Origin of the sequence: Mycoplasma sp. 4404, from assembly GCF_034863325.1 — a bacterium.
Taxonomy (GTDB): domain Bacteria; phylum Bacillota_I; class Bacilli_A; order Mycoplasmatales; family Metamycoplasmataceae; genus Mycoplasmopsis.
In genome coordinates, this window is the sequence record NZ_JAYFFE010000001.1 from 216,720 (window position 1) to 238,232 (window position 21,513).

General features: G+C 29.1%; 2 protein-coding genes. Both read left to right on the top strand.

Features of this window, described 5'->3' with window-relative positions; genetic code table 4:
- The first annotated feature begins 84 nt into the window (after positions 1 to 84).
- Entirely contained in the window at positions 85 to 9,735 is a 9,651-nt protein-coding gene (locus tag VBN07_RS00890; RefSeq protein ID WP_323177447.1) for a hypothetical protein, read from the top strand.
- 352 nt (positions 9,736 to 10,087) lie between these two features.
- On the top strand, positions 10,088 to 21,427 hold the full coding sequence (locus VBN07_RS00895; protein WP_323177448.1) for a hypothetical protein: 11,340 nt from the start codon (positions 10,088 to 10,090) through the stop codon (positions 21,425 to 21,427).
- The last annotated feature ends 86 nt before the right edge of the window (positions 21,428 to 21,513 follow it).

Below are 21,513 nucleotides of genomic sequence, written 5' to 3' on the forward strand. Positions count from 1 at the left end.
TAAAAAAGAATAAAATAAGTGCTTTTCTAGCTTAAAAATTAATAGTTTTAGCTTCCTTAAGTATTTATTGAAAAAGGAAATTTTATGAATTTAAAAAACAAGAAAAAATGAATTCTTTTACCTTTAAGCGCAGGAGTTACAGCTCCACTTGCTTTACTTACAACAGTAAGTGCATCTGCAAATAATGAACCCCGTGAAGTGAGTTTATCACCAACAGGTAGATGAGATGAGGGTATTCAAAATTGAACAGGTAGAGAGAACATAGGAACATTCCATCCAAGTCAGACAGATTATGTATGAGAAGATTGTGATGAATATGGAACATACTATTATAAATTTTGATCATTGAGTCACATAAAAGAGTTTCCTGAGTCTAAAGTAAGAGAATCTATGCAAATAGATAAAGTCGTAAATGAGGATGGTACAATTGATTGGACACTTCAGTATTTTAAACCTTTTGGTTTCGTAGAAATAGAAGGTATTGATAGTGAACAAAAAGCATATTTTGCTTTCTATCTTACTAAAGACATACAATTAAGTTCACCTGTCGAAATTAAGAGATTCCAAAAAGATGGTTCTGATAGACTAATCACTAGTTCAGTTACGTTACAACCAGGACAAGAATTATCTTCAAGTCAATTAAATCAAGTTGGTCTTGGTGGTTCTTGACATCACTATGGTACAAATGATGAGCTAACTAGATCTTCACTGGACAAAGTCGAGTGATATAACCTTCAGAATAAACCAAGCAATAGTTCTAATCATGTGCAAAATCTTCTATTTTCGACATGAAATAGAAACGATATTAATGATCCAGGTGGTAAATTTATTGATGGTAAGAAAACATCAATTAGAGATTTTACTTACGATTATGAATTTCAAACTGCCGGATGAGATCATTCAAAATTTGAGATTAAATTTAAAACAGCACCTATTCCAGGTGCACAAAAAGGTTATTTTTCAGGAGTTATGACATCTGAAAGATCACGGCAAGATGATGGTACTTACTCTAGAGTTCTTTTAAATGGTGTTAGAAAGAAAGAAACAAAGAAATTTGAAAGATACCCTGTTATTGTAGAACAAGTGTTTGAGGATATTTATGACACTACAAATATACCTGCAACCAATTCAACATTAACAAAGACTATTACATCTCCAGTGGATTGATCATATAAAACATTCACTAAAGATGTTCAAATTCCTGCGCAAAGATTAACTCCAACATCAGGTAATGCATCTTATACAGTGAAAAATGAATATTTAATAAATGATATTATTCCTGCTAGTTTAAATGGACTTTCAAATGAGCAGAAAGCGAACTCTATTTCATTTAATCCTACTGCAATACCTGGATTTGATATTGTTTCAACAAATAAGAATGTATATAGAAAAAAACTTAATAATTCATTTCTAGAAGATGCTGTAGTAGTGCAAACTATATACAGAAAAAAAGCTGATAAAACAAAACTTGAAGAAGAAATTAATTATTCGAAAGGTGATTTCTTTAATCAGCATCCATATCTTGATGCAGATGATGATTTAAAAAATGCTTACAATGCAGCTTTAACAGCAGCTAAAAAAGTATTTGAAAATAATAGTGCAAGACAACCTCAAGTTAACACAGCATATCAAAGTTTAAATCAAGCAAGATTGAAATTAAATGGAAAGATAAACTTCGATAATTTCAAAGAGAAAGCCAGAAAAGTCCTTTTTGAAAGTAATCCTACTTGAGAAGAAGATGGAACTACTGTATCATTAATACCTCTAAATAAATTATTGACACTTCAAAGAGATGGAGCTTGAAATTTAATTAGTAATGCAAAAGATATTTCATCTGCTACTCCTATTCGAACTTGAGCAGAAGAGCTTAATGATTTAAGAAAAGAATTAGAGCTATCTAAGGATATTAAAGAAAACCAAGATAATAATAATCATAGTAATTACACAGAAGCTACAACAGGTGCAAAAGAACCAAGTGATAATAAAAAAGATAATTTTGATGAAGCGATCAAAGTTGCTGAAAATTTAAAAGATATTTCAACCTACTCATCAGAATCTATTAATACAATTAAATCTGCTAAAGATGCATTGGTAAAAACTCGTAAAGCACTTAACGGATTTGATAATGTGAATGCTGCTAAAGCTGCTGCTCGACAAACTATTAATTCACTTCCAAACTTGAGTGAAACAGAAAAAAATAATGCTAATAATCAAGTTGAAAGTCAATCTACAATTGCTGGTGTTAATGGTAAATTATTTGAAGCACAAAAACTTGATGCTAAAAACAAAATTGGTCAATTAAGTAACTTAACAAATACTCAAAGAGATGCTGCTAAACGTTTAATTGACTCAAAATCATCTAAAGATCAAATTGATGCCATTGTTAATAATGCAACATCTGTTAATAATGAAGTTCCAAAACTTACTGCTGCTAAAGCGATTAAAACAAATAATGAAACAAGATATACAGAAGCATCAACAACTCCAAATAAATCAAACTTTGATAATGCTATTTCAGCATTAAATGATTTAACTACATATACAAACTTTGATACAGCATATCCAAACTTACAAACTAAGTTAACTAATTTATCAAGTGCAACAGCTAATCTTAATGGAGTTACAAATTTAAACACAGCTAAAACAAATGCTATTGCCGCAGTTAAACGTTTAAATTTAAGTGGCACACAAAAAACTGAAGCCGAAAAACAAATTAATCAACAAACAACAATTAATTCAGTTAATGCAGTCAAAGCAAATGCTGAAGGTTTATCAAATGCTAGAGCTAAATATGATGAAGCTATTGCAGAAAAAGCAAAACCAAACTATATTGAAGCAACACCGAATCCAAATAAATCAAACTTCGATAATGCATTTGAAGCTCTTAATGGAGTAAAAGATAATACAAACTTTACTACTCCAAACGGTGATTTAAGCAATTTAGTTTCAAATATGACCACTGCTATTAATGATTTAAATGGAAATACAAATTTATCTACATCTAAATCAAACGCTTTAATTGAAATTAATAAATTGACTTTCTTATCATCATCTCAAATACAACTTGCTAAAAATCAAGTAAATGAGGTTGATACAAACTCAAGTGCTAAAGTTGATGAAATTGTTTCAAATGCAAGAAAATTAAATGCTGCACGTGAACAATTACAAATTGCTAATAACAATCATCTTAATCAACCTAACCATACAGAAGCATCAACAACACCAACAAATAAAAAAGCTGCTTTTGAATCAGCAAGAAATGCTGTTGATGCAATAAAAGATACAAGCGACTTTAAAACTGCTATTACAAATATTGATAGCTTAACTACTAATTTACAAAATGCTATTAGCAATCTAGATGGAATTACAAACTTAGATAATGCAAAAACAGCTGCTAAAAATACTATTGATGGATTTAGCTCTGACACATGAACTACAACACAAAAACAAACTGCTAAAAATGAAATTGATTCACAAAATACAATTGCTGGTGTTAATGATAAATTATTAGAAGCACAAAAACAATATGCTTTTGATCAAATTGATAATTTTGCAAACTTATCAAAAGAACAAAAACTTAAAGCAAAAGAATTAATTAGTTCAAAATCAACAAATGAAGAATTTAAAGATTTAGTAGCAGCATATAAATTAGTCAATAATGCTCTTGCTATTCTTAATGATGCTAAAACAGCAAAGAATTCACCTAAATATACAGAAGCTTCAACGACACCAACAAACCTAAAAACAGCTTTTGATACATCATTAGGTAAAATAAATGCATACAACTTAGAAACAGAGACAAACTTTGAATCACTTGTAAACAAAACAACACAAAGTCAATTTAATGCAGCTGCAATTGATCTTAAGAGAAAAACAACTGCTCTTGATGGGGATACAAACTTAGCAAAAGCTAAAGAGAATGCTATCAGAGATATTAAGTCATATACTAAATTAGATGAACAATCACAAAGAGATCTTGCAATAGCTACTGTAGAAAAAGACGCGACAGACTCAATTGCTAAAGTGCAATCAATTAGGGCTAATGCTGAAAAACTTAATGCTGCTTTAGCCGCATTAGAAACTGCAAATGCTCAATGACAAACACCAAACCATTTACAAGCAGATACAAACAAAAAAGAAGCATATGAAAGTGCTAGAGCAAAAGTAGATGCAATTAAATCACAAAATAATTTTGAATATGAAACACCAAATATCCAAACATTAACAAGTGATTTAAATACTAAAACAGCTGCTCTTAATGGGAATGATAGATTAAGAAAGGCTAGAGAAGCTGCTATTGCTAAAATTAATGATGCTGCTCAAATACCTCATTTATTAGAGGTTCAAAAAACAAAAGCTATTGAAGCTATTAATAATGCACAAACTCTTGCATTAATAGATTCTATTTCTGAAAATGTAAGAGATTTAAATAATGCTATTGGTCAGCTTAAGGATAATGAAACTGTTAAACAAACAGATAATTACAAACAATCCGAAGATGGTTCACAAAGAAACTTTGATTCAGTTGTTGGAGAATTACAATCTTGAAAATCAGTAACAGAGTTTACACAACCAACTCCTAACTTATCTACAGATTTACAAAGATTACAAACTGCAAGAGAAGCTCTTAATGGAGATGAAAGATTAAAAACTGCAAGACAAGAAGCGCTTGCTGCTATTGATGCTGCATCACACTTAAGTGAAGAACAAATTACAACTGCAAAAAATTCTGTTAATGGTTCAAATGTAGTTGCAACAATTGATGCTATTAAAGCAAATGTAGAAAATCTTGATGCTGCTAAAGCTCAATTAGAAAGAGCGTTAGAAGCAGAAAAAACTGCAAACTATAAACAAGCTTCAAATGATAGAAAGCAACCATTTATTAATGCTAAAAATGCAGTTAACAACATTAAAGATCAAACAGACTTTACTCAACCAGTTGATGCTCAATTAGCTAAAAACTTAAAAAATGCTATTGAGGGTCTTAATGGTCAAGATAGATTAACTACAGCTCAAATAGAAGCTAAAGCTGTTATTGAAGGAATGTCTAATTTATCAAAAGCTCAAAAAGACGCTGCTAAAGCTGCTATTAAAGCTGCAGACAGTCTTGATTCAATCGAGTCAATCAAAAACAATGCATCTAAATTAAATGATGCTTTAGGTGTTTTAAAAGATGCAATCGCAACAGAAACTACACCAAACTACACACAAGCTTCAAATCAACAAGCATTTGATGATGCTAAAAAAGCAGTTGCTGCATATAGCAATCATACTGATTTTAACAATCCAATTTCAAATATTCATGACTTAAAACAAGCATTGACTAATGCTAAAGGTGCTCTTGATGGAGAAGAAAGACTTAGAACTGAAAGAGCAAAAGCTAAATCTATTATTGATAATTTACAAAACATAACACCAACTCAAGTATCAGCTGCCAACAATTTAGTTGCAAATTCAAATGATTTAGAACAAATAAAAGCTATTGCTAAAAATGCTCAAGATATTGATTCAGCTTTAGGACAAGCTAAAGAAGATGGCAAAGTTAAACAACAAGTTAAATATACAGAAGCAGAAAGAAGTTTACAAACTGCATTTGACAATGCACTTGATAAAGTTACTGATTTAAAACAAAAAGTTGACTTCCAAAATCCAGATGAACAGTTAGTAACTAAATTAGCAAACTTAACTAATGCTAAAAATGCTCTTAATGGAGAAACAGAACTTCAAAGTAAAAGAGATGCTGCCAATGCTGAAATTGATAAGTTATCTCCATTAGATGAACAAATCAAAAATAAAATTAAAGATCAAATTCAAAAAGCTGCAAATTCACAAGTTGTAGAAAGCATTAAAAATAATGCTAACGACTTAAATGAATTAGCACAAAAACTTGAAGAAGCTAAAGAAATTATTAATTCTCCAAAATACACACAATCAACACCTGAGGAACAACAACAATTCAATGACGCTAAAAAAGCAATTGAAAATGCTATTGCTGCAAAATCAGATGGAACACAACAAGTTGATAATAAACAAGAATTAATTAATAATTTAAATAACGCAAAAGATGGTTTATCAGGAGCAAATAAATTAAAAGATGCTCAAGATGCTGCTCTTAGAGAAATTGAAAACTTACAATACTTATCAAAAACTCAAAAAGATAAAGCAAAACAATTAGTAAATGCTGCCACAACAGTTCAAGGAGCAAAAGACATTGCTACAAACGCAACAAATGTTGACGCTGCTATCGAACAAGTTCAAAGATTTAATGATGTTAAATCAAAACCACAATTCACAGAAGCATCAACAACACCTACAGATAAAAAACAAGCTGCTCAAACAGCGTTTGACAACTTACAAGGTGTAGAAACAGTAACAGACTTTACAACAAGTTCTATTGCTGACATTGCAGAGAAAACAGAAGCTCTTAAAAACGCAATCAACTCACTTGATGGTCAACAAAACTTAGATGATGCAAAAACTGCTGCTAAAGCTAAAATCGAAGGATTACAACACTTATCAGAAACTCAAAAAGATAAAGCAAAACAATTAGTAAATGCTGCTACAACAGTTCAAGAAGCAAAAGACATTGCTACAAACGCAACAAATGTTGATGCAGCTATCGAACAAGTTCAAAGATTTAATGATGTTAAATCAAAACCACAATTCACAGAAGCATCAACAACACCTACAGATAAAAAACAAGCTGCTCAAACAGCGTTTGACAACTTACCAGGTGTTGAGTCAATTATGGACTTTAGAACAAATCTAATTGACCAAATCACAAACAAAACAGAAGAACTGAAAAACGCAATTGACTCACTTGATGGTCAACAAAACTTAGATGCTGCAAAAGCTGCTGCTAAAGCTAAAATCGAAGGATTAGAAAACTTATCAGATGCTCAAAGACAAGCTGCTAAAGCTGAAGTTGATAAAAAACAAACAATCGGTGACGTTCAAGCAACTCTTGAAAATGCTAAAAAATTAAATACTGCTAAAGGAGCATTAAACGCAGCAAATGAAGTTGAAAAAACAAAAGCATACATTGATGCTTCAAAAACTGCTAAAGATGCATTTAATGCTGCAAAAGACAAAGTTAATGCAATTAAAGATGTTGAAGACTTCTCACAACCTATTGCAAACATCGACACATTAACATCTAGCTTAAATAATGCAATCAGCAACTTAGATGGAGCTAGAAACTTAAAAGAAGCTCAGGACGATGCTATTGCTAAGATTGATGCTTTAACAAACTTAACACCAGCTCAAAAAGACGCTGCTAAAGATTCAATTAGAAACGTTACAACTAAAGATCAAGTAGCTAGCGTGCTTTCAAATGCTCAAAAAGTTGATAAAGCTATCGCTAAATCAAATGAAGCTGCTGATAAACAAAACACACCAGCTTATGTAGAAGCTTCAAATGAACCAAAAGCTAACTTTGACAAAGCTAAAGAAGCACTTGATGCAATCAAGAACACAACAAACTTTGAAGTATTAAGTGATGATCCTGATGCACTTATTAGCACTTTAGATGCTAAATCTGAATTACTTGATGGTTTAGCTAACTTAGCGACAGCAAAAGAAGAAGCTAAGAAAACAGTTGATGGAATTGAAGGATTATCTCAAGGTCAAAAAGATTTAATTAAAGCTGCTATTGAAGATGAATCAACAAATTCAAAACAATTAATTGATCAAATCCTTAATAATGTTGCTAAATTAAAAGAATTAGTTGATGCATTAGAATCTGCTAAAGCAAAACAAACAACTCCTGATTACACAGAAGCTGATGAAGATAGACAAACTGCATTTACTAATGCTAAAGACCCTATCAAAGATGCTATTTCAAGCTTTACAGATCCAAAACAACCAATTGCTAACGCAGATAATTTATTATCAGATATGACATTAGCAACTGGAAAATTAAATGGAGATGATAAATTAGCTACAGCTAAAACTGAGGCAATTAAAGAAATTGATAAATTAACCAACTTATCAAAAGCTCAAAAAGATGCTGCTAAAGATTTAATTAAATCTGAAGACACAAACACACTTGCAAAAGCACAAGACATTGTTAATAATGCAAAATTATTAAACAATGCATTAGCTACACTTGAAGCTGCTAACGACAAATTAGATAAAGTGGATTACACACAAGCTTCAGATGCTGCTAAAAATGCATTTAATAAAGCTAAAGATGCTGTAAATGCAATCAAAGACACAATGAACTTTGAAAACAAACTACAAGACATTGAATCATTAACAAGCAAATTAGCAAATGCTATTAGTAACCTTGATGGTAAAGATAGATTAGCTAAATCTAAAGAAAAAGCTAATCAAGCTATTGATGCATTACAAAACATCTCAGAAACACAAAAAGCTGCTGCTAAAGCTAAAGTTGAAGAACAAAACACAATTGACAATGTAAATAGCATTGTTGCAAATGCAAAAGCAGTTGATGCTGCTCTAGAAACAATTAAAGAAATTGTCCCAGTTAAAGAAAAAGTTCAATTCAAAGAAGCCGATGCAGACAAACAAAATGCATTAACTACAGCATTAGATAATTTAATTTCGTTAGAAAGCAAAGAAGACTTCCAGAACGCTGTAGAAAACTTACAAGATAAAGTGCAAACTCTTAAAGATGCTCACAAATCATTAAACGGAGATTCAAACTTAGCAAAAGCTAAAGCAGATGCTATTGCTGCTATTGATAAGTTAATTTACTTATCAGAAGCGCAAAAAGATACTGCTAAAGCTGATATTAATGCTAAAGAAGCTGTTACAGATGTAAATAACATTGTAAGCAATGCTACTTTAATGAATAATGCTAAAAAAGCTCTAGATAAAGCTTCTAAAGCACAAAAAACAATTGCTTACACAGAATCTTCAGAACAACCAAAAGCTAACTTTGATGCAGCTAAAGCTAATGTAGAAGCAATTAAAGATATTACTAACTTTAATGAGCCAGCAGATAATATCGTTGATTTAACAAATAAATTAAATAATGCAACTGCTGCTCTTGATGGAAGTGCAAGCTTAGATGCCGCTAAAGAAGAAGCTCTTAAAGAAGTTGCTAAACTTTCATACTTATCAGATGAACCAAATTCATCAGATTCAGAAAAATTCAAAGCTTCTGAAGCTATTAAAAACGCTATAGATGTTGAATCATTAGCAAAAGCTATCGAAGATGCTAAAGCTTTAAACAAAGCTAACTACGATAAAAAAGTAGATGAATTAAACGATTTAACAAACCAATACTTACAAAGTACATATGGAACAGATGCTTCAAACAAACATAGAGAAAATGTTGTTAAAGCAATTAATGAATTTAATTCAAAAGCATTCTCAGATGCAAATGGAGAAGCTGCTATTGCTAAAACTCAAAACTTACTTGATTTAGTTGATTCAATCACAACAAACAAATCAAGAAATAACTTTGAAGAGTTAGCTGATGCTTCAGACTTTGCTAATATCGATACTTTAGCAAACGCTGTAATTAAACACAATTACTTTGAAACATCTACAAAAGCTAAGAAAAAACTTAACTCAACAGACCTTAAAAATATTAAACAATTAATTTCTAAGGCTGGAGATATTCAAGGATTAAACGTGCTTACAACAGCTATTACTAAAGAATTAAAAGAAAACTCACCAATGGCGATTTGACTATACCTTATAGCTGCTTCAGTAGCAACTTGATTATTAGGAATGTTAATCTTTGTATTCGGTAGAAAGAAATAAGAAGTTAATTAATAATCAAAATCAATCAGTACTAGATAAAAATAGTGCTGATTTTTTTGTATTTTTAAAAATCACTTAAAAATTTCATAAATGTAAAACGACACCAACAACATTGAGGTGTTATTATGTCTAATTAACCCTTCTGTCCACTTTTAGTGACCTGTTTATTTCTTTTATTTAGAATTTTTACAAGAAGCAACAAATGCCACATGAATTAATGTCATACCTGAAATTGATACGATTTTCAAAAAGGTTTTAATTTTTTCATAATTCTACAATTAATATATAATGAATATATATATATATATATATATATTACAAAATAGTTATATATATTGAATAGGAGATATGTATGAAAAATAAAGCATTAAAAAAAGGTCTTTTAATCGTGCCTGCATCAGCACCATTAATAGGACTTACTTTGACTCTTTCAGCAAATCATTCAAAACAAGATGAGAATATTGCAATTAATAATGATAATTATGTGTTTGATAAAGTTAATTCTAATATTTCAGATGATATTTGAACAGGTTATGATAATTATAGTAATGGCACAGTTCATAGGTGATACAACTCTTTAAATGCAGATGGAGTAACTAATTTAAGTCAAACTGGAAATAATAAGCTTAAATGAAGCGCAACTGGTGATGCATGGTATAGATTATTCGATGCTTCAACTCCAGGTTTACCATCAAATATTAATCAAACTAATTGAAACGGTGAGGGTTTTGCTAATGAAATTGGTAATATGTATTCTTGAGAAAGAGATGGTGCTTCATCATCATTACCTGATAACACTGGTTCTTGATGAAATGGAAATGGATATAATCCATTAACTAATACTAAAAAAGTTAAAGTTGGTGTTAACTTAACTAATGCTGATACAAATAATGACTTTTTTAATGCTGGAATTTACTTTTCAGAGGATATTAGATTAGTTGGTGATATCAAAATTCATTTATTTGTTAAAGAAGATAGTAACAGTGTTAATATTGATCAAACCGAAGGTAAATTAACTACATATACTATAAATATCAATGATGATCCAAAAGCTAATATTGGCACAATGGAAATAAGCCCATGAATAGGTAAAACGCAACAATTAACTAGCGCAGAGAAATCAGTTAGTACAACCATAAACGGTAAGTCAAAAATGGCTTACATTAGCAACTATGCTTATTTGCCATATTATGATCATATTCCAAATGAGTACGAAAATAATATGTCAGATGCAAATAAAAATCAAAGAAACTGATGAAAAAACACTAGAAAACAAGGAAGTAATGAACTTTATGATGTTTTAATTAGAGGTTATACTCCAGAAGTATTAAAAAATTCTAATTTTAGTTTCACAACCGATAAATATAATAAAGTTGGTTTTGGTTTGTTTCAAAACTCAATAATTAGGGATAAGACTCCTGTTATTACTAAAAATAATATAACTCAAAATCAAGGTGGATTATTTGTTTTTAGAGTTAATACAAGTACATCGCATAATGAAATTGTTGCAGGAGCTGTAGTTGAATTAGAAATGAAACAATTCAATAATTCAGCTGAACCTTTTAATCAATTATATTCTGGTAATGCTGGTTCTACCACTGGAAAGAAAACATATTTTGGAGTTTCAGAATATAGAAATTTAAATAATAGAGATGAACACAAGGTTATTGGTGGATTTATTAAAATGGCTGATCGTAAACAGTCATATTTAAAGAAATTTAACACTGAAGAAAAAATTCAAGACAATCTTGAATTTTACAATAAAGCAACTGATGGAATCCCACAAGCTAATTTATCTATTTCTGAAAACGGAAATAGTGCTTTCGCATACAATATAGATAAAAATGGTGTTTCTTATGACAGCAAAAATGTAATTAGAACAAGAAATATTTATCAAGATTATAAAAAATACAATAACTTGGATAATTTACGTCTAAATGCTTCTTTTGCCCCTGGTACAGATACCAAAAAATGAAGAATGATTGCTAAATCTACGACAGCTTCTGCATCAACTACTTTTGGAAGAGAATATCTTGATTTTGCACCAATTGAATACACATTTACAGACTTAGAATATCTTAAAAGATATATTCAATCTAAAACATGATTAACTAAAGGTGAAAAAGATGCTTTAACTAAATATGTTGAAGCTGATACATCTTTTAATGTTGATAATGAATTTACAAATGAAACAGCTAAAAATAGTTGAAAAACGAAAATTAATACAATTGATGATTTACAAAAATCAATAGAAGAAAAATATAAAGAGGTTCGTGAATCTCCACTTAATACTCAAATCTATGATAGTAATTGAAATACAATTGCCACAAATAAAATGCTTTATGCTTTAGCTGATTTAGAAGTTAAAAATAATTTAGAAGATTTTATCAACACGAATTCTGGCATTATTAAACTTAAATCTGCTGAATATAATGATGATCCAAAAGCACAAGATAGAAGTAACTCAAGTAAATATAGTACATTAGAATCATTTGATTTTTTAAGTCGAATTTTACAAACAATTAAAAAAGTTTTAGGAGATAGACTTGATGCAATTCTAACTTCTGGTAAAAATAATTTAAATTCTCTATATAACAAATTGAATGATTATGAAATTACAAAAGCTAATTCTCAAACTTATTCAACAAATAATACAAGAGCAACTAATTTGTTAACTAATAATCTTATTCAAAATGTTATTGATACTTTAACAACTGAAGAAGAAGTTAAAACTTTTGACTCTACAAAATCAAGTCTATACAAATCTAATATTAAGAATGTTTTAGATACTATTGCAAATTTAAATTCTCTTGTAACAGAAAAAAATAATTTAAAAACTCAAATTTTAGAGCAACAAAAACCTCAAAATGATTTTAAAAATTATGCTGTTTTTACAAAATCAACCAATTCTATTAATTTAAATTCTTTTGATACTTTTGATGCAAATTTAAAAGATGCAAATAATAAGACAATTCCGAACATTTTTGACACAACTCAAACGTTAACCACTTTTTACACTAATGGAAAAAATACTTTGCAACAAAATTGAATCGATAAATTAACTGGCGATGAAATTAATGGGGCTGTTGAAGAATTTAAAAAAGAAATAAACAATTTTACTTTCTTAAATGGTAATGAAACTAGTGGTGAAAAATTCTATATCATTAATTCTCTAGAAGGAAAATTGGTATGACAAGGCCCTTTTACCTATAATGCTCAAACTAAAACTTTAGCAATTAATAAAAATTATTATTCAATTATTAATGACGAAATGAAACTTGCGTTTGATATTGCGATATCAAATGCAAAAAATCAAATTAATAGTCTTACTTATTTAAGTCAAGATGAAAAAGATAATGTTAATCGATTAATTAGTCAAGCTCAATTGTATAAAGATACTTATGTAGCTGATGAAGACTATTCTAATAAAGTTCTAATCGGTTCAGATAAAAATATCAAAACTATTGTTGATAAATGAACTGATATTAATAATGGAAGAGCTAGAATTAAAGACTATACTGCTACTTTTGGTTATCCAGATAAAAACATTAAACCTTCAACTGCAGATCAAAATTTAATTACTACTGATAACATTAATCCTAATAATCAAGGGGTAGAAACTAAAATTATTAGTAGTCAAGCTGATGATAATGCTGGTACTTTAGTAGTTACTTATAAAATTCTTAAATCAAGTGATAAAGACAACGTCTATACAGAAAATAAAACTTATACAATTACTGGTTTTAGTGATGAACAATCAAGAATTAAAACTTTAAGCGCTACTCCAGAATATAAAGAGGTAAATAAAAAACCTAATATTCAAGCCTCAACTGTTGTAAAAGCAAATGATCCAAATGTTGATATTGATTGACAATTGCCAACCAATACAAAAATTTATGCAAATAGTGTTAGATATCTTGGTTATAACGATATAACTGGAAAAATTAAAATTGCATATAAATTGCAATCAACTAAAGATGTTAATGCAATTTCAACAGAAAAGACTGCAGAAATAACTGGTTTTCAAAATGAAGTAACTAGATTAAATAATTTAGTAAATCAAGATTCTAATACAAATAAGATTACTAATATTACAATTGTTTCTAATCCAATTAAACGTGCTTCAGATTCAACATTAAATACTGATTATAATGTTGGTTTAATTGATTCTAATTTTGCTAATGCTAATAAAATTAGTTTAACGAATGTGAATCAAGATTCAACTGATGATGCTTCTGGTTCAGTTACTTATACATATAAATTTAAGACTACAAGATTAGCGAGTGATCTTGTAACAATTGAAGGGCAAACTGTAAATAATAACAATATTTATAGTAATGTAACTAATTCTCAAACTAGAGCTGGTTTTTTAACTCAAGCTCAATATGAACAAAATCAAAAAGATGAAAAGAAAAAAGCAATTGATAATTATCAATATTTAAATAATGCACAAAAAAATGCTATTAAAGAAGCAATCCAAAATGCTTCAATCGATCAATTAGACCAAAAAGTTACTGATGCAAATGATTTAAATAATGCAATGAAAGCTTACATTGACGCAACTAATAATATTGAAACAATTAAACAAGGCATAGATTATACTCAAGCAGATAATAAGAGTGCTTTAGATAATGCAGTAAATCAACAAAAAACTGATGTTAATAAAACTCAAGGCCCTAATTTATCATTAGAAGAAGTTAAAACTAGAAATAAAGCAATTCAAGATGCAATTAGTAATTTAAATGGTGATGAAAAATTACAAGAAGCTAAAGAACAAGCAATTGCTAAAGTTAATTCTGATTATTCATCATTAACCGATAAACAAAAAGAAAAAGCAATCGCTTTAATTAATGCTAAAAATACCATTGCAGATGTTAACAGTCAAGATAAAACTAATAATGCATTAAATTCTTCAATGAAAACCTTGCGTGATTTCATTACAAATCAAAATACTGTTGTAACAAGCGATGATTATATTTACACAACAAATGATTTAAGAGCCGCTTATGATGGTAATCCTACTAAAAATAATGGTCAAAAAGGTGGAGTAATTAAAAAAGCAGAAGATTTATTAACTGCTTTAAATACTGCGAATAATTCTGAATTGATGAATAAAACTAATGTTGACTCAATGAATACTGAAGTTCAAAATGCAATTAATAATTTAAATGGTCAACAACGTTATAATGATGAATTAACTAGATTAAATTCATTACAAACTGCAACTGCCAAAGTTAAAGATAATTCACAAAATACTAAAACTGCTAGTGAAATTACTAAAGATGATGTTGAATTTAACAATTCTACAATCCCTGCAGATGTAAAACCAGTTGATTGAGTTATTTCAAATCAAAATGAATTAACAGGTAAATTAGACTTAAGTTACAAATATCAATCAACTAAAGAAAATCTTGAAAGTGTTCAATCAAGTCAAACTTATATTTTAAATAATGATAATGCCTTAAGTACTTTAACTGAACAACAAAGAGTAGATGCTGTTTTAGCTGATTCAAACAATTCATTTACTATTAATGAAAGCGATACTAACGCAATTGACAGAAATCAATTGCCAAGTGCAGTTGCTAAAGAAGCTATTAAAGCGTTTAACAACCCGGCAGACTTAGATGTTGAAGGTTATCTAAGTAGTATTGAATTATCGCCAAACAATGACAATGGTACATTAGATATAACATTCAAAATTGCTTCAACCAAAGCAATATTGATTTCAAATAATGATCCACAAAATCCAGTAGTTGTTTCAACTAATACAAGAACAATTACTTTAAGAGGGTTTAAAACAACTTTACAAGCTGAAAAAGAAAAAGTTACCCAATACATTAATGACAACGTTCCTGAACCAAAAAAACAAGCTTTATTAGATGAATTAGCAAACGCTAATGCTCTTGATGAAGTTGCTAAAGTTCAAGTTAAAGCAGAAATTGAAAAAGCTATTGCTGATGCAACAAATAATTACCCTTATTTAAATGACAATCAATTAGATGCTTATAAATCAGATTTAAAATCAGCTACTTCAACTGAAGCAATTCAGACTCGCAGTACAACAGCAAGCACATTAAATGATAAAATGAAAGACTTAAGTAATGCTGTTAAAGCTGAATTAACTGCTTTAACTAAAAAAACAGTTGAAGATGATCAAAACAATGATGCTAAAACGGCCATTGTTTATACTTTAGCAGATGCTGATAAAAAACAAGCTTATGATAATGCTTTATCAGCAGCTCAAGAATTACTTAATAAAACTAATGGCGCTAACTCAGAATCAAGTGCTGTTGATACAGTATTAAGCAATTTAAAAACTGCTTATAATGATTTAAATGGTGATCAAAACCAAAATGCATTAAACCAAAGAATTGATGATTTAAACAATTTAACACCTGAACAAAAACAATCTATCAAAGATAAAATTGATGGTGCTGCTAATAAAGAAGAAGCAAACAAAATTATTGAAGCGGCTAAAAACTTAGATAAAGCTATTAGTGATCTTAAAGCTAAAATAGCTGAAGCTGAAGGCGAAAAAGATAAACTTGAATATACAGGTGATACAACAGGTAACCAAGCTAAATTTGATCAAGCAATTCAAGATGCTAAAAAGGCATTAAAAGGCTATGAAACAGCAAATTTAAGTAATTTAAACAAAGATCAAATTGCTGAAAAAACCGCTGAAATTAACACTCAAACGTCAACTTTAAATGATGCAATTGATGCCTTAGATGGATTTAGAAATAAATTCAAAGAAGATCTTAATAATTGAGAATTATTAGATCCTAGTGAAATTAAAACTTTACAGGACAAAGTTGATAATTTACAAAAACAACCAACACAGGAAGAAAAATCAAGCATTCTTCAAGAAGGATTAAGTTTATGTAAAACCAAAGCATCAAACAAAATTAATAATGATAATTATGCAAATCTTTCAAGTGAAGAAATTACTGAATTATTAGGAAAAGTTAATAATGCAGCACTTGATGAAACTCAAGGTCACAAATATGACGCTGCTGTTAAAGCAATAATTCAAGAAGCTGAACAATTAAATCAAAATAAACAAGCGGCTATTAACGCAATCAATGATTTAAGTGATTTAACCCAAAATCAAAAAGCCGTATTTGAAAATCAAGTTAAAACATCGCCAACATCACAAGCTTCAACAGTTCAAGAAACTGCTACAGCTTTAAATACTGCCATTTTAGAAGCTAAGAACGTTGTAAAAGAACAAATTCAAAAATTAGCAAAAGATGACGAATTAACTTATGAAACGGCTAAATCAGCAAATAAAGTCGCTGACAAATATAGATTAGCAGATGCTGCTTTAAAAGAAACTTACGATGAAAAATTACAGGCTTTAAATGATTTAATTGTTAAAGATAATGTTTTAAAAACAGAAATTGACAATGCTAAAGAAGAATTAATTTCTGCTTATGATGCACTTAATGGTGAAGAAAACAAAAACAAAAAAGCTGAAGAAGTTAATAAACTTGATAATTTATCAAAAGATCAAAAAGATAAAATTAAAGAGTTATTAAGTAATGCTACTAATGAAGAAGCTGCACAAAAAATCTTAGAAAAAGCTCAAAAATTAAACTTAGATCTTGGCGAATTAGAAAAACAAATTACTTCTACAGAAGCTAAAGTTGCAACAAGTATTTATACCAACGATGCCCAAGACAGAAAAGAAGCTGTTGATCAAGCCTTGGAAAACGCTAAAGATAAATTAGCAGAATTAAAAGCTAAAGATTTAAGTACTGCGACTGCTGATTCATTAAATGGTTTAGCTAATGAAGCAAACCAAAGTAAAGAAGCCTTAAAAACTGCTGATGAAGCACTTGATGGAAATAGAGAAGTATTAAGAAATGACATTAATGATCATTTCCCAAGTCTAAACGAAAACCAAAAAGGCTTATTGAAAGCTGAAATAGAAAAATTACAAAAAGTTCCAACACAAGAAGAAACACAAGCCATTTATGACAAGGCTCTTAAATATGCACAAACAAATGCCAAAGATGAATTAGCTAAACTAGATAATTTAACTAAAGCTGAAAAAGATACATATATTGCTAAAATTGATGCTACCACATTAGATAAGACAAATGAAGATTTTGCTATTAATGTTAAAAATCTTTTAGATAAAGCCAAAGCTGACGAAACAGCTAAAGCCCAAGCTATTGAAACAATTAATAAATTAACTAACTTAAATCCAGCTCAAAAATCATACTTAACTGAGCAAGTCAAAAATAACCAAGCAAGTGAAGCTAATAATATTGTTGAAAAAGCTAAAGCAATTGATAACAAAATGAAAGCTTACAAAGATATTGGTGAAGTTGATAAAACAAGTGTTGATTATGTTGAAGCTGATGAAGATCGTCAAGTTAAATACAATAATCAAGTAGCAATTAGAGCTGAAGATTTAGGTGATAATGGAACTAATTTAAGTGTTGAGCAAATTGATACTAAAATTACTGAACTAAATAATGCAATCAATGGATTAAACGGTGAAGAAAAAGTTGCTCAAGCTAAAGAAAATGCTATTGCCAAAATTAATGGTGAAAACCCAATTTATAATAATTTAACTGATCAACAAAAAGATGAAGCCATTGCTAAAATTAATGAGCAAAATTCAGCCGTAGATGTAAATGCCGTTGATGCAAATAATGCATTAGTTAATGGTACAATGGCTACACTTGATCAATACTTAAACAACGAAACTAAGATTAAAAACGATATTAATTACACAGGTTCAGAAGAAGATTTAAGAGAAGCATATGACGATGCTATTCAAGCCTTAAAAGACTACGAAAACGCTTTAAACGAACCAAGTGATAACACAAAAGACATCTTAAGCAATGATAAGATTGAAGAAAAAATCAATGCAGTTCATGAAGCAATCGATAACTTAAATGGTAAAGAACACATTAAAACAGTTAGAGCTGAAGAAATTGCTAAAATTAATGCTTTAGAAAACATTAATGATGCTCAAAAATTAGCTTTAATTGCTAAAGTTGATAAAGCCACAACTCCTGAAGATGTTAGAGCTGTAACTGAAGAAGCAGCAGCATTAGATGGAAAAATGGCTGAGCTTAAACAAACAGTTGCCGACAATCAAGACATACCTAATAGTGTTGATTATAAAAACGCAACTGAAGTAAAAATGCGTGAATTTGATAAAGCGTTTAATGATGCAAGCAATTTAGCTGATAAAGAAAATGGAAGCGCTGAATTGAGTATTGACAACATAGATTCATTAATTGAAAAATTAAATGTTGCCGCTCAAAACCTTGACGGTGATGAAAAAATCAATAACAAAAAAGCTGAAGCAAGAAGCTTAATTAATAGTCTTGAACATCTTAATGACGCTCAAAAAACAGCTTTAATTGAAGAAGTTGATAAAGTTAAATTGTTAGCTAATGTTGATAAAGTGGTTGATAAGGCTCAAACATTAAATAATGCTATGGGTCAATTAAAAGAAACTGCTAAAGCAATTAATGATGAATTAACTCAACCAGATAATCCTAAATATGTCGCAGCTTCTCAAGAACCAAAAGCCAACTATGATGAAGCTAAAACTAAAGTTGATGAATTAATCAGTAAACAAGGTTCAAATGAAGACGTTGCTAAAGTATTAGAATTAGAAAAAGCATTAATTGATACAAAAAATGCTCTTGACGGTGATAAAAACTTTGAATATGCTAAAGAAAAAGCAATTGAAAAAGTTAATAAAAATAACAACTTAACTCCTGCTGAAAAACAAGCTTTAATAGATCAAGTTAAAGACTTAGCTATTCCTTCTAATTCAGATAATGCTGATGAAGTTCAAAACTTCAAAGACAATTTAGATAAAATTGTTAATAAAGCAGACTTAATTAATAATGTTAAAAACAACGCTAATTTAACACCTGAACAAAAAGCAGATTTAATCGACGATATTCAAAAAGCTAATGTTGATGATAAATTAAACAGCAAAGCTAACAAAAATTCATATAGTGATACATTAGACATGATTAAAGCTAAAGAAAAAGCTTATGAAAGAATTAACACTACTGATGACTCTCAATTAAACGCTGAAGATAAAGAAAAATTAAGTGATAATATCAACCAATTAGACCCTAGAGATAAAACATTTGTTGATCAATTAGCTAATGAAGAACTTAAAGAAAATAAAATTAAAGAAATCAGAAGCAACCCTAACTTAACTGATGATCAAAAATCACAATTAATTGATGAAGTTGCTAACTTAGACAATAAACAGGATGATTTAGAAAATCAAATTGCTAAAATTGATCAAAAAGCTAAACTAATTGAAAAAATTCAAACTAATGAACACATTAGCGATGAAGACAAAAACAAATTAGTAAATGAAGTAATTAATGTGCCTCATGATGACAGTAAATTAACTGATAAATTAAATAACATTGAATCTAAATTGAATTTAATTGACCAAATTAAACAAAACCCTAATTTAGATGAAAATACTAAAGAAGCTTTAATTGATCAAGTTCATAACTTAGCAAAAGATTCAGATAATTTTGCTACTGAAGCAGATAATATTTCGGCTAAAGTTAAAGCAATTGAACAAATTAAAGCAAATGATGAGTTAACTAAAGAAAATAAAGCAAATCTAGTTGATGAAATTATTGACTTAGATAACAATCAAACCAAATCAAGTCTTGATCATCAAATTAGTAATGTTGATAAAAAAGCAAAACTTTATGAACAAATTAACCAATCAGACTTGCCACAAGCTCAAAAAGATGCATTAATTGCTGAATTAGACCCAATTAATGCTAATAGCGAAAATGCTTTAGTAAGCTTTGATAACATCAAAGATCAATTAAATAAATTAAGCAAAATTAATAATGATCAAGCTTTAAGCGACAACGATAAAGCTAAATTAGTTGAAGATGTTTTAACTAACAATCCAACTGAACAAAACTACAACAAAATAGCTAAAAACATTGATAAAAAACAAAATGCAATTGATCAAATTAGACAAAATCCAAACTTGACACAAGAACAAAAAGATTCAATTTCTCAAAACATTAGAGAATTAGATGAAACAAGCGAAGAATTTACTAATAAATTAGACAATGAAAAAGCTAGATTAAACTTAATTGATCAATTACATCAAGAAGCTAAAGACAACAAAATTTCTGATGAAACCAGAGATAAATTAATTAGTGAAACATTGAATTTAGCTAATGATTCAAGCTTTACAAACAACTTAAATAACGTTAAAGTTAAAGACAAATTAATTCAACAAGTTAAAGCGAGCGACGTGCTTAATGACAAAACCAAAGCAACATTAATCAATAACATTTTAGATAATAATGCTACAAGCGAAGAATTTGATAATAAACATAATCAAATTACTCAATTATATGTTGATGCTGAAGAATTAGCTAAAGCTAAAAATGATTTAGTAGATTTAACCAAATCTAAGAAATTTGAAAAATTAACTAAATATCAAAAAGATGCAATTAATAAAGCAATTGCTGATTCATATGAAATTTTAAATAATCTTAACTCTCATAACAATGAAGATGTAGTTAAACAAACAACTATTGATAAAAGATTAAAAGAAATATCACCAATCTTAATCTGACCATACTTTGTAGCTACTTCAGTAGCAACTTGATTAATTGGTATGTTAATCTTTGTATTTGGTAGAAAGAAAAAATAAGAAGTTAATTAACAATTAATAAACAATCAAAATCAATCAGTGCTAGATAAAAATAGTGCTGATTTTTTGTATTTTTTAAAAACCAA